General features: G+C 75.9%; 3 protein-coding genes. 1 reads left to right on the forward strand and 2 read right to left on the reverse strand.

Translation table 11 applies throughout. The annotated features are described in order from the left end of the window. Window positions 1-99: 99 nt before the first annotated feature. Window positions 100-4,605 carry a beta-ketoacyl synthase N-terminal-like domain-containing protein gene (locus DMB38_RS00630; protein ID WP_125933471.1) on the reverse strand — a complete coding sequence of 1,502 codons (4,506 nt, stop codon included), beginning with the start codon at window positions 4,603-4,605 and terminating at the stop codon, window positions 100-102. Window positions 4,606-4,633: 28 nt separating this feature from the next. Continuing rightward, complete coding sequence (locus DMB38_RS00635; RefSeq protein ID WP_125933472.1) at window positions 4,634-12,073, reverse strand: type I polyketide synthase; 7,440 nt, start codon at window positions 12,071-12,073, stop codon at window positions 4,634-4,636. A 341-nt stretch (window positions 12,074-12,414) separates the two neighbouring features. Between DMB38_RS00635 and DMB38_RS00640 the strand changes: the two genes are divergently transcribed. After that, window positions 12,415-14,088, forward strand: a complete 1,674-nt coding sequence (locus DMB38_RS00640; RefSeq protein ID WP_047014301.1) for a fatty acyl-AMP ligase — start codon at window positions 12,415-12,417, stop codon at window positions 14,086-14,088. Window positions 14,089-14,132: the final 44 nt, after the last annotated feature.

The following is a 14,132-nucleotide window of genomic DNA, read 5'->3' on the forward strand; positions in this document are numbered from 1 at the left end:
GCTACGGCGAGGGGCGGGCGAAGCCAACCGGCTTCGCACGCCCCTTCGGCTTGTCCGCCCCGCCGCCGCCGGCCGGGCCCGCGGCGGCGGCTTCCGCGGTCAGGCCCGTACCGGCTGCCGCAGCCGCGCGGCCATCTCCGCCAGGACCCGCGCGCCGCTCTGGTCGCCGTGGACGAAGAAGTGGTCGCCCGGTACGACCAGCAGCTCGAACCCGGCGTCCGTCAACGGCCGCCACCCGTCCGCGTCCTGCTCCGCGACCACCGGGTCGCCGGCACCGTGGAACGCCGTCACCGGCACCCGCAGCGGCGCCTCCGCCGGGTCGTGCCGGTAGCTCTGCACCACCCGCAGGTCCGAGTAGCCCGCGCCGTCCATGGCCACGTCCGCCTTGCCCGCCAGGTGCTCGCCCAGCTCCGCGCGCAGCGCCGTGTCGTAGAGCCGCGGCTGCGCCCGCCGCACCCGCGCCAGCTCCTCGTGCTCCGGCATCTGCTCGTAGCCGAGCCGCTGGGTCACCGCCCGCAGCCGGGCGCCGAGCGGGTTCTCGCCGCCGGTCGGGGCGCTGAACGCGCCGACGAAGAGGTGCCGCAGCAGTTCCCCGTACTCCGCGCCCAGCCGGTGGGCCAGGCGGTACGCGAGGAGGGCGCCCATGCTGTGCCCGTAGAAGGCGAACGGCCGGTCCAGATGCGGCTTGAGCGCCTGCGCGACGGCGTCGACGGCCTCGTCCGCGTCGACGAGGCAGCGCTCGTCGGCGCGCTCCTCCCGGCCGGGCAACTGCACGGGCACCACCTCGACACCGGCGTCCGCGGCGCCCGGCCAGTCCCGGTAGAGGGACGCGCCGCGGCCGCCGTACGGGAGGCAGAAGAGCCGCACGCCGGCGTCGTCCCGCGGCGTGACGGGCAGCCAGAGCCTGCCGTCCACGTCGTACGGGCGGGGGGCGGCCGGCTCGTCGCCCGCGACGGACCCGCAGAGCCGCTCCACCACCTCGTCCAGCGAAGGGCCCGCGATGAGCAGGTCGACCGGGAGGTCGGCGCCGGTCTCCGCGCGTACCCGCTGGCGCAGCTCCAGCGCGGCGAGGGAATCCAGGCCCGTCTCGGCGAGCGGCCGGCTGCCCGGGACCTCGGCGGGCGGCAGTTGCAGCAGTTCCGCGACCATGCCGGTGAGCAGGTCCCGCAGCGCCGCGGCACCGTCCGGGCCGTGGAAGCGCTGCCGGGCCGCGTCGTCGCGTACGTCGTCGGCGGGCGTCTCGTACGCCCCGGTGCTCGGGCTGATGACGCTGATCTCGGTGCCGCGGCCCCAGCCGACCGCCGCGCCGTCCTCCGCGCACAGCAGGTGTTCGCCGACCAGCAGCTCACCGACCGGCGCGGTCAGCCGGACGTGGCACCACAGGACGCCCTCGGCGGGCGCGCCGAAGCCGACCTCGCCGAGGCGGGCGGTCATGAACAGGTCCCGCTCGGCCAGTCGGGGACCGGCGGCGAGCGCGTAGAGCTGCACACAGGCGTCCAGCATTCCGGCGGGCACGGGGAGCGCGCGCTCCGGGCGGCCCTCGGCTGCCGCGGTCTCGGCGGGCGTCGGCAGGCGGAAGCGGGCCAGCACCTCGCCCTCGCCGAGCCACGCTTCGTCGACCCATTCGACGGACGGGCCCAGGGGGACGCCGCGTTCGGCCATCTGCCGGTAGAACTCGGCGCCTTCGAACCGTACGGGGCAGCGCTCGCGGATCTCCGCCCGCGCCACCTCGGGCAGCGTGCGCGCCTCCGCTCCCCCGCCGTCGGGGCGCAGCCGGCCGGCGGCGTGCCGGTGCCATCCCTCGTCACCGGAGGACTCGGGTGAGGTGCCGCCGGCCTCCCGGCTGTGGACGGAGAACTCCGCCCAGCCGTCGCCGTCCGCCGGGCCGACCGCCAGGTGCACGGTGCGCTCCTGGCCGCGCGCGAGCGTCAGGGCCCGCTCGAACCGCACGTCGTCCAGCCGTAGCCCGGGGCCCGTGCGGGCCGCGGCGGCCAGCAGTTCCTGGTAGTAGCCGACGTGCAGGACCCCGGCGGTGTCGGCGACTTCGGGCAGCGCCGCACGGCTGACGGCGGTCGTGTACTGGCGCTGCGCGAGCGGCGAGGCGACCTGCCGCAGCCCGAGCGCCCCCATGGGCGCACCGGCCCCGGACGCCGCGGGAGCGGCATCGATTGCCGCGGCGTCCGGGCGGTGCGTACGGCGTCGGAACGTCTGCCCCGGCAGATCCAGCCGGGCCCGCTCGTAGCCGTCGTCGCAGGCCGACCAGTCGACGTCCAGGCCGGCGACGTGCCGGTCCGCCAGCCAGCCGAGGAGTTCGCGCCAGATGTCGTCACCGGGCAGCCCCCGGACCTCGCCGGCGGGCCGTGCCGCGGGGCCGCCGACGTGGACGAGGGTGTCGTAGCCGTGCGCGGCGAGCGCCGCGGCGGCGGCCTCCGGGCGGACGCCGGGCCCCGTGCGCAGCCAGAACCCGGGGTCGGCGGCCTGGTCCGCGCCCGCCTCGGCGGCGTCCGGCCCGTGCAGCAGCCGCAGCGTGCGCGGGCGTTGCGGAAGCGCGGCCGGCGGGGCGGCGGCGCCGTGCCGGGCGGCGAGCAGGGCGCCGGCGGCCGGGGCGTCGAGGGCGCCGCTGAGGACGGCCGCGGCGAGGTCTCCGGGCGCGGCTCCGCCGGCGACGGCGCCGGCGGCGACGCCCCAGTCGGCGAGCGTGCGGACCAGCGCGATCTGGCAGGCCACGGTCCGTACGTCGGCGGCGAGCGCGGCGGGCGCGCCGTCCGGCTCCCCGGCCGAAGCGCGCAGTTCCGCGGTGCACCGGTCGACGTGCGCGCGGAAGCCCGGATGGGTGGCGTACAGCGTCTCGGTGATGCGCTCCGCGGCGGACACGGAGGCGTCGAGGAGGAAGGCGACGGGCGGCGCGGGGGCCCGGTCGCGGGCGCCGACCGCCTCGGCCGCCGCGGTCTGCTGGGGTACCGCGGCCGGTTCGGGTCCTTCGCCCGCGGCGAGCGCGGCGAGCCTGCGCGCGAGGTCGTCGCGTGAGGCGGTGACGAACGCGGTGCGGTGGGCGAAGTGCGCGCGGCGCGCGGTGGCGGTGTGGCAGAAGTCGGCGAGCGTCGCGTCCGGGTGCGTCGCGAGCCACTGGCCGTGCCGGGCGGCGGCCTCCCGCAGGCCCTCGGGATCGCGCGCGGAGAGCGCGAAGACGTGCGCGGGGCGCTCGGGGCCCGCGGTGCGCGCCGGTTGGGCGTCCGGTTCCGTGAGCACGACGTGCACGTTGGTGCCGGAGAAGCCGAAGGAGCTGACGCCCGCGGTACGGGGCCGGCCGTCGCCGTGGCGCGGCCACGTCGCCGTCCGGTCGCACAGCGCCACCGGCAGCCGCTCGACGCCGAGGCGGGGGTTGGGCTTGTTCAGGTGGAGGCCGCCGGGGAGTTCGCCGTGGCGGAGCGCGAGCACGGTCTTGATCAGGCCGGCCACCCCGGCGGCGGCCTCCAGGTGCCCGATGTTGGACTTGACCGCGCCGATGCGCAGCGGTGCCGCGGGGTCGCGGTCGGCGCAGAGCACGTCGGCGGCGGCGCGCACCTCGATGGGGTCGCCCAGCGCGGTGCCGGTGCCGTGCGCCTCCAGGTAGTCCACGGCCCGCGGCTCGACCCCGGCGGCGGCCACGGCGTCGGCGATCAGCTCGCGCTGCGCGCGGCCGTTGGGGACGGTCAGGCCGCTGGTGCGGCCGTCGTGGTTGACGGCGGAGCCGCGGATGAGGGCGAGGACCGGGGCGCGTACGGCCGCGGCGTCCGAGGCGCGCATGAGGGCGACCATGCCGCTGCCCTCGGAGCGTACGTAGCCGTCGGCGGCGGCGTCGAAGACCTTGCACTTGCCGTCCTCGGCCAGCGCCTCCATCCGGCAGAGCGCGACCATCACGGCGGGCGACATCATGGCGCTCACCCCGCCGGCCAGGGCGGCGGTGCACTCGCCGCGGCGCAGGCTCTCGACCGCGAGGTGCACCGCGAGCAGCGACGACGAGCACGCCGTGTCCACGGCCAGGGCCGGGCCCCGCAGCCCGAAGGTGTGCGCGATGCGGCCCGCGGCGACGCTGATCGCGGAGCCGGTCGCGGTGTACGGACCCGCCGCGCGCGGCGAGCGGGGCAGCAGGGTGTTCTCCGATCCCGAGACGCCGACGAAGACGCCGACGCGCCGCTCGGCGGTCGTCCCCGACAGCAGCCCCGCGCTCTCCAGCGCCTGCCAGCTCGTCTCCAGCAGCAGCCGGTGCTGCGGGTCCATGTCGCGGGCCTCGGCGTCGGTGATGCCGAAGAACCCGGCGTCGAACGCGTGGGCGCCCTCGGCGAGGAACCCACCGCGGCGGGTGTACGAGGTCCCGGGCTCGCTCCGGTCGGAGGAGTACCAGCCCTCGACGGGCCACCGGTCCCCGGGCACGTCCACGACCCCGTCGCGGCCCTCGCGCAGCAGCTCCCAGAACCGCTCGGGGCCGTCCGCGCCGCCGGGGAAGCGGCAGCCGAGGCCGACGACGGCGATGGGCTCCGCGGCCCGCGCGCGCAGCTCGTCGACCTGCTCGCGCAGGGTGCGCACGGCCTCCAGGGAACGCCTCAGCAGTGCCTTGTCCGTCATCGCCGTTTCCTCTCCCGCGGGCCGTGGGCTAGAGCCCCAGCTCGGCCAGGACGCCCTTCAGCTCTATCTCCACCGTCGAATCGCCCTTCGCGGCGGCCGGCTTGCCGCCGCCGGCCTTGGCGGCCGCCGCGGGCCGCCGCGCCGCGGACTCGGCGGCCGGCGGCTCGATCCGCAGCACCCGCTGCAGCTTGTCCCGTTCGGCGTGCACGACGCCGAACTCCGGCGCGGCGTGCCGCAGCGCCGCGTCGAACGCCTCCACCCCGACCGCGTTCTCCAGCGGCGTCAGGCCCAGACGGCGGCGTACGAAGCCCTCCGTCGACTCGTCGACGCGCATGCCGCCCTCGCGCCAGAACGGCCAGACGAGCGCGATGCTCGCGCCGGACCGCTCGCCCGCGGCGCGCAGTTCCTCGCGGCGGCGGCTGAAGGCGTTCAGGAAGCGGCTGGCGAAGGCGTAGTCGACCTGGCCGGGGTTGCCCGCGAGCGCGGCGAGCGACGAGAAGACCATGAAGAAGTCGAGGTCGTCCGCGGCGGTCTCGGCGTCGAAGTGGACGGCGCCGTCGACCTTGCCGGCGAGGACCAGGTCGATCTCGTCGGCGGTCTTGTTGGGCAGCAGCCCGTCGCGCAGCACGCCCGCGGAGTGGATGACGCCGTGCACGCTGCCCCAGCGGTTGCGGGCGGCGGCCAGGATCCACTCGACGTCGCCGCGGTCGGAGACGTCGGCGCGCTCGTAGCGGACGTCGGCGCCCAGGGCGCGGATGCGCTCCAGCGCTTCCTGCCGCTCTCCGGTGAGCGGGGAGCGGCCGACGAGCAGCAGGTTCACCCGGGCCTGGCGGGCGAGGTGTTCGGCGAAGAGCAGCCCGAGGCCGCCTCCGCCGCCGGTGATGACGTACGTGCCGCCCGGCCGGACCGCGACGCCGCCCGGCGCGTCGGGGGCCACCGCGGGCAGCTCGCGGAGCCTGCGCACCCGGCGGCCGTCCGCGTCGTGGCGTACCTCGGCGTCGGCGCGGGCGTCCGCGGCGAGTTCGGCCTCGCAGGCGCGCAGCAGGGCGGCGGCGGTCTCCTCGCCCGCGTCGGCGCGTACGGCGACGGCCTGCTGGACAAGCCGCGGGTTCTCGTGGTCGACGCTGCGGGCGAAGCCGCCGAACGCCTCGGCCAGCGGGTCGGGCGCGCCGTCGGTGTGGGCGGTGACGCGCAGCAGCCGCACGGGGGCGCGCAGGCCCTGCCGCAGGAGCGCCTGGCTGAGGTGGAAGACCGAGGTGAGCGCGGTGCGCGGGTCGCTCCATGCGTGCAGCACGGTGACCGGCGGGGCGTCGAGTCCGGCGAGCAGCGCGGCGTGGTCCTGGGCGGACCCGGCGCGGACGGTACGGCCGTCGCCGGCCACCTCGTACGCCTCGCCGGGCCGGACGCCGACGACGGGCGCGGCGCCGGAGTGGCGGTCGCGTACCCGCTCGGTGAGGGCGCCGTCGTCGTCGAAGACGAGCACGGGTCCGGTGAGCCAGGAAGCGGGGCCCTCGGGGGCGGCGGCCGGCTCCCATCCCGCGGTGTAGTGCACGACCTGGAGGGCGCCGTCGGGCGCGGACTCCGGTGCCTCCGCGGCGGGTTCCGGTGCCGCCGGGGCGGGGGCGTCGTCGAGGCTCAGCTCGTCCAGCAGGTAGGCGGCGAGCTCGTCGATGGACGGGTAGTCGAAGACCACCCCGGCGTACAGGACCAGGCCCAGCGCCTCTTCGAGCAGATTGCCGAGGCGGACGGCCATCACCGAGTCCATGCCCAGCTCGAAGAAGCCGCGCTGCCGGTCCGGCGGGCTGCCGGGCGGGAACTCCAGCAGCTCGCCGAGCGTCTGCTGCATCCGCGTGGCCAGCGCGGTGTGGCGCTCGCTGGCGGGCGCGGCGGCCAGCGACGCGAGCAGGTCCGCCGCGGCGGCCGCCTCCCGCGCCGCGGGAGCCGCCGCGGAGTCCTCCGCCTCCGGGGCGGTCCGCGGCGCGGGGACGGGGATCGGCACGGCCGGTGCGGTCGGCCGTGCCGGGTTCGTGGCGCTCGGCTCCAGCCAGTAGCGCTCCTGCGAGAAGGGGTACGTCGGCAGCGACACCCGGCGCCCGCCGGTGGGCCGGGCGGCCCAGTCCGCGTCGCCGCCCGCCGCCCACAGGGCGGCGGCCTGCTCCGGCGCGGCGTCGGCGGGCACCGCGGGCGCGGCGCCCGACCGGCCGGGGCGGCGGCCGGTGCTGATGCGCTCGTCGCCGTCGTCGCCGGCGGCGACGCGCGCGAAGCGCTCGGCGGCCTCGGCGAGCGTACGGGCCGCGAACGCGGCGCGGTACTCCATCGGCTCCCTGCCGTGCTGGAGCGTGTACGCGACGTCGGCGGCCCGCGGCACCTCCGGGTCCCCGGCGCCGGGCTCCGCGGGCAGCGCGCGGAGGAACGCCGCCATGCGGGCCGCGTACGCGCGCAGGTTCTCCGGCGTACGGGCCGACAGCGGGAACACCAGCGGCCGGCCGGCGCCCGCGGCGGCCGGGGCGGGGCGGGCCGGGGCCTCCTCCAGGATCAGGTGGACGTTGACGCCGCCCGCGCCGAAGGAGCTGACGCCCGCGCGACGCGGCCCGGTCACGGGCCCGCCGGGCCCCGACAGCACCGGCGGCTCCCAGGGGGCGGTCTCGCGCTGCACGGCGAACGGTGTGCTGTCGAGGTCGAGGTTCGGGTTGAGATCGGGGGTGTGCAGCAGGGAGGGCACGAGCGTGCCGTGCCGCAACTGCAGCACCACCTTGGTGACCTGGGCGATGCCGGCCGCCGCCTCGGCGTGGCCCATGGTGGCCTTCACCGAGCCGATGGCGCAGGCCGGGCGGCCGTCACGGCGGTGCGGGACGGCGGCGTCCGCGTACGCCTCGGTGAGGCCGCGGACCTCGATGGGGTCGCCGAGGCTGGTGCCGGTGCCGTGCGCCTCGACGTAGCCGATGGAGCCGGCGTCGACCCCGGCGTCGGCGAGCGCGGCGCGGACCAGCTCGGCCTGCGCGACGGGGTTGGGGACACCGTAACCGTACGTGCGGCCGTCGCTGTTGACCGCCGAGCCCTTGATGACGGCGTGGATCCGGTCGCCGTCGGCCAGCGCCCGGTCGAGCGGCTTGAGGAGCACCGCGCCGACCGCCTCGGCCGGCACGTAGCCGGTGCCGCCCTCGGCGAAGGCGCGGCACCGGCCGTCCTCGGCGAGGAACCCGGCCTCGGCGAGCATCACGTACTTGCTCGGGTGCAGGGACAGGTTCACGCCGCCGGCCAGCGCCATGGCGCACTCGCCGCGGCGGATCGCGGCGACCGCCAGGTGGAGGGCGTAGAGGGAGGAGGAGCAGGCGGTGTCCAGGGTCAGGCTGGGGCCGCCGAGGTTGAGCAGGTGGGAGATGCGGTTGGCGACGGAGAAGGTCTGCGAGCCGACGATGCGCCAGACGCCCTCGTCCAGGTCGCCGCCCGCGAACATCTGGTAGTTGTTGTACGTCACCCCGGCGAAGACCCCCACCGAGCCGCGCTCGTCCCCGAGTTCGGGGTCGGCGAGCGAGGCGGGGGTGTAGCCGGCGTCCTCCAGGGTCTCCCACGCGGTGGTGAGGAAGAGCCGCTCCTGCGGGTCGAGCAGCCGGGCGTCGCGCGGCGAGATGTGGAAGAACTGCGGGTCGAAGGCGTCGACGTCGTCGAGGAAGCCGCCCCAGCGCGGCCACTGGTCGCCGAACTTCTCGCGCGCCAGCTCCGCGTAGCGGCGGTAGCCGGGGCGGTCGAGGGGGATCTCGTCCACGCAGTCGTCGCCGGCGAGCAGCCGGTCCCAGAAGTCGGCCACGGTGGGGGCCTTGGGGTAGCGGCCGCTGATGCCGACGATGGCGATGTCCGCGGTGCCGGCGCCCGCGGCGGCGGGCGGCACGGGAGCGGGCCGGAGGGCTCCCGGCTGCACGGCGGCGGGTCGAACGGCCGCGGACTGGACGTCCGCGGGTGCGGGCGTCGCGGCGGGCGGGGTGCGTACCCGTCCCGCCATGTGGCGAGCGAGCGCGTCCAGGTTCTTGTACGTGAAGAGCGTGGCGCTGTCGACCGGCCCGTAGTGCTCCTCCAGCCGCCGGCGCAGCTTCTCCACCAGCAGGGAGCTGAGGCCCAGGTCGTCGAAGCCGGCCCGCGGGTCGATCTCCTCGGGACGCCACTTCAGCTCCTCGGCGAAGAGCCCCACGAGATGCCCCAGCACGGCCTCCTGCGCGGCGCCCGCGCCGCTCGGCAGCGCGGCGGGGGCAGGGGCGGCGGCCAGGGCCGCGGGTGCGGGGGCCGCGGCGAGGGCGGGCTGCGCCTGGCCCGGGGTGAGCAGGACGTGCGGCACGAGATCCTGCGGGCGGATCGGGCGGCGCTCGAAGGGGTACGTCGGCAAGGGGGTGCGGCGTACGGGCCTGCCGCCGCGCAGCAGCGCCCAGTCGAAGTCCGCCCCGGCCGCCCAGAGCCGGGCGAGGGCCGCGGTCTTGCCCGCGGCGGCGAGCGCGTCGAGGTACGTGTTGCCCTCGGGCCCGGCGAGCAGCGCGCGCGAGAGGTCCGCGGCGCCGGTGGCCTGCCCGCTCCACCAGGTGTCGCCCTGGTCCTCGCCGCGCAGGAAGTGCACCAGCGCGTCGTACAGTTCGTCGGCGTCCTCCGCGACGACCGCGAGCCGGGCCGCCATGGGCTCGCGGCCGAGCTGCAGGGTGTCGGCGAGCGCGGTGAGCGCGAAGTCGGCCGTGCCCCCGGCGGGCGCGTGCAGGTCGAGGTGGCGGACCAGTTCGCGGGCGTAGTCGCGCAGCGCGTCGGGCGTACGGGCCGAGAGCGGGATCAGCAGCGGGGCGCTCGGCGCCTCGCCGCCGGCGGGCTCGCGCTCGTACTCCTCCAGCACGACGTGCGCGTTGCTGCCGCCGAAGCCGAAGGAGCTGACGCCGCAGCGGCGTGGGACGGGTCCTTCGGGGGCGGTGCGGCGCGGCCAGTCGCCGGCGCGATCGCCGATGCGGAAGGGGCTGCCGTCCAGGCGGATGTAGGGGTTCAGCTTCTCGAAGTGGCGCAGGGCGGGCAGCTTCCCGTACCGCAGCGCCTGCACCATCGTGACCAGGCCGGCAAGACCGGCGGCCGCCTCCAGGTGGCCGATGGCGGTCTTCACCGAGCCGAGGGTGATGTGCGGCTCGGCGGGGGCGTCGTGGCCCCAGGCGGCGTAGAGGCGGGCGAACGCCTGCTTCAGGCCCTCGATCTCGATGGGGTCGCCGAGGCTGGTGCCGGTGCCGTGGGTCTCCACGTGGGTGGCGGTGGCCGGGTCGAGCCCCGCCGCGCGCCAGGCGTCGACGATGACGTCGGCCTGCGCCTCGGGGCTGGGCGCGGTGAGCGACGCGGCGCGGCCGGAGTGGCCGACGGCGCTGCCGCGGATCACGGCGTGGATGTGGTCCCCGTCGGCCTCGGCGGCGGCCAGCGGCTTGAGCACGACGGCGACGACGCCCTCGCCGCGTACGTACCCGTCCGCGGACTGGTCGAAGGTCTTGCAGCGGCCGTCGGGGGCGAGCATCCCCGCCAGTTCGAAGCACTCGAAGGGGGTGGGGCTGAGCATGAGGTTCACGCCGCCGGCGATGGCCAGCCCGCACTCGCCCGTGCGCAGGCTGCGGACGGCGCGGTGGACCGCGACGAGCGACGACGAGCACGCAGTGTCGATGGCCTCGCTGGGACCGCGCAGGTCGAGCTGGTACGAGACCCGGTTGGGGAGCACGGCGTGGGAGAGCCCGGTGGCGGTGTGCGCCTGCGGCCCGGCGGCGCTGTGGCCCAGCACCTCGGCGTAGTCCATGGAGCTGAGCCCGACGAACAGGCCGGTGCGGCTGCCGGCGAGGGTGTCGGGGCGGCGGCCGGAGTCCTCGACGGCCTTCCACACGGTCTGCAGGAAGAGCCGCTGGTGCGGGTCCATCAGCTCGGCCTCGTGCGGCGAGATGCCGAAGAACGAGCAGTCGAAGGAGTCGACTTCGTCGAGGAACGCGCCGTGCGCGCGGGCCGCGCGCTCCGCGCCCGCCCAGTCGCGCCAGCGGTCCTCGGGGACCTCGGTGACGAGTTCGTCGCCCGCCAGCAGCCGCTGCCAGAAGCCCTCCAGGTCCGCCGAGCCGGGCAGGACGGCGCTGAGGCCGACGACGGCGACGGGGTACGGGTCCGGCAGCGGGGCGTCGTCCTGGGCCCGTCCCGCGCCGCGGGGGCCGGTGCGGGGGGCGTCGTCGCCCGCGTCGGGGTAGCGGGCGGAGACGAGGTCGTGGTGCTCGGTGAGGAGGTGGCGCGCGAACGCCTCCAGGGTGAAGTGCTCGAAGAACACCGAAGGGGTGAGGTCGACGCCGAGGTCACGGCGGAGCAGGTCGGCGAACTCGATCAGCCGGATCGAGTCGAAGCCCAGCTCGCTCAGCTCCGTCTCGCTGCGTACGACGGCGGGTTCGACCTTCAGCACCTGCGCGACCGTGGTGCGCAGGTCCTTCAGGAGTGCCTGGTGCAGTTGGACGGCGGGGGTGCCCTCGGGGCGGGCGCGGTCGCGCTCGGGGCGGCGCAGGCGCAGTTCGCCGCCGGAGGCGGGCGCCGCCGCGGTCCGCGCGGCTTCCTCCGCCGCGGCCGCCTCCTCCCGCGCTTCCTCTGCGCGGCGCTCCTCGTCGCGCCGGGTGGCCTTGATCAGCCCGCGCATGGCCCGGCCGGGGCCGATGGGCTTGATGTCCGCGACCCCCTGCGCGATGAGGTAGCGGACGGTGTCGGTCCAGCGCACCGGGTGGTCGAGCTGCCGCACCAGCGCGGCGGCGACGTCGTCCTCGTACGGCAGGGCGGTCACGTTCGAGATGACGGGCACGGCGGGCGGCGCGAGCGTGAATCCGCTCAGGAACTCGGCGAACTCGCCCTGGATCGCCGACATGTACGGGGAATGGAACGCGCCGCTGACCCGCAGCACGGTGAACAGGCCGGCGCCCGCCTCCTCGAAGACGGCGCGAGCGCCCGCCACGTCATCGCGCGGTCCCGCGACGACGATCTGCGTCGGGTTGTTGTAGTTGGCGATCGACAGGTTCTCCAGGCCCGGCCGCGCCAGGAGTTCCGCGACCTGTTCCGCGGTCAGTCCGACGACGGCGGCCATACCGCCGTCCGCCACCCGCGACATCAGCTCGCCGCGCTTGGCGACCAGCCGCAGTCCGGTGGCGAAGTCGAACGCGCCGGCGGCGTGCAGGGCGTTGTACTCGCCGAGGCTGTGCCCGGCGAGATAGTCGGGCTCGGCGCCGCCGTCGGCGCGGTGGGCCAGGTGGCTCAGCGCGTTGACGACGAAGAGCGCGGGCTGCGTGTACTCCGTGTTCTGCAGCCGTCCTTCGACGTCGTCACGGCACAGCTCCTCGATGGAATAGCCGAGTATCTCGTCCGCGCGGGCGACTTCCTCCGGGAACCTGCCGAAGAGCTGCGCACCCATCCCTTTGTGCTGCGAACCCTGACCTGGGAATGCAAGCGCAAACATGTCGAGTCGTTCCTTCAGTATGCGTCTGTGAAATCCCGGTACGGGACCGCGGGGACTTTACGGCTACGCACCCTGACCGCGCAGCACTATTCTGGCGGGTCCATCGTGGCCCCGCCGACTAAGGACCGTCTAGCGGCCCGCTAAAGCCGCGACCTGGAATTACCCGACTTGACGCCGCCGTTGCCCGCCGCCCATCATGACCTTACCTCAGCCAACCCATTTTCATGCCGCGACCGCGGCAGTCAATTCGGGGGTATGGAATGACAATTGCCGCTTCGACCGAGGAAATCCACGGGGATCGCGCGGGATTTCAGCCGGAGCCGGATCCGGCCCCGGTCGCGATGACGCCGGCCGCCACGATAGGCGCGGCGCTGCTCGATCTCGCGGACAGCGACCCCGACCGTCCGCTGGCGTACGTCGAGGGCTCGGGCGACCCCGTACGGCTGACCGCGGCGGAGCTGGCCGAGCGCGCGGGCGCCGCCGCGACCACCCTCGCGGAGCACGGCGTACGGCGCGGTGACCGCGTCGGCGTCTGCATGGACACCAGCGCCGACGCGTACGCCACGCTGCACGGCTGCTTCCTGCTCGGCGCCATCCCGTTCGTCAGCGAGCCGCCGCTGGCGACGATGCGCCGGCAGCGCTGGGCCGACCGGCTGCGGCTGCTGATCAGCCGCGCCGAGCCGCGCGCCGTGGTCGTCGCGCCGGAGTTCCTGGACGCGGTGACGGAGCCGTGCAAGGAGGCCGGCGTCGCGATCGTCGAGCCGCCCTTCGAAGGCGGTCTCGACCTGGCCGCCGCGCAGGCCAAGCCCGACGACATCGCGCTGCTGCAGTTCACCTCCGGCACGACGGGCGACAGCCGGGGCGTGACCCTGACCCACGAGTCGATCTTCGCCAACGCCGCGGCCATCGGCGAGCACGCCTACCGCGCCGGCGACCTGATCGTGAGCTGGCTGCCCATGCACCACGACATGGGCCTCATCGGGCTGAACCTCGCGCCGCTGCTGCACGGGCTCCCGGTGGCGAGCATGCCGCCGCTGTCGTTCGCGGTCCGGCCCGAGCGGTGGCTGTGGGCGATGCACCGCTACCGGGGCACGTTCACCTCGGCGCCCAACTTCGCGTACCGCATGTGCGCCTCGAACATCCCCGACGCCAAGCTGGCGGGCCTCGACCTGAGCGCCTGGCGGGTCGCGGGCAACGGCGCGGAGGTCGTCCAGGCGAACACCCTGCGGCTCTTCGCCGAGCGCATGGCCCCGTACGGCTACGGCGAGCGTTCGATGATGCCCTGCTACGGCATGGCGGAGATCACCCTCGCCGCGACCATGTGCGTGCCGGGCGAGCCGCTGACCACGCTCACCGTCAGCCGGGACCGGCTGGCCGCGGACGGCGAGGTCGTGGAGGCCGAGCCGGGCGCCGCCGACGCGCAGGAGCTGGTCTCCTCCGGCACCCCGCTGACGGGCATGGAGCTGCGGGTCGTGGACGACGCGGGCGCCGACCTGCCGGACCGCAAGCAGGGCACCATCCTGCTCCGTACCGCCTCGATGATGTCCGGCTACTACCGCCAGCCCGAGGAGACCGCGAAGGTCCTGGGCGACGACGGCTGGCTGAACACCGGCGACCAGGGCTTCACCGACGCCGGGCAGACCTACGTCACCGGCCGCATCAAGGACGTCGTCATCATCGCCGGGTCCAACTACCACCCGTACGCCTTCGAGTCGGCCGCCGCCGCGGTGGAGGGGCTGCGGGCGAACTCCATCGCCGCCGTGGGCTGCCCCGACGAGGAGCGCAGCACGGAGGCGCTGGTGCTGGTGGTGGAGTCGAAGAGCCACGCGGACGCCGAGGCCGTCGCCCAGATCCGCGAGGGCGTCATCCAGGCGGTCTCCGCCGAGACGGGGCTGCGCCCCGACCGGGTGGAGGTCGTGCCGCGGGGCACGCTGCCGAAGACCCCGAGCGGCAAGCTCCAGCGGCGCCACGTGGTGGACGCACTCGTCAACGGCACGCTGCCGACGAGCCACTGACGAGACGTCGCCCTGACCGGACGATCCTCTGGCGACGGGCCTGA

It is taken from the genome of Streptomyces sp. WAC 06738 (assembly GCF_003945505.1).
In the GTDB taxonomy this organism is placed as follows: Bacteria; Actinomycetota; Actinomycetes; order Streptomycetales; family Streptomycetaceae; genus Streptomyces.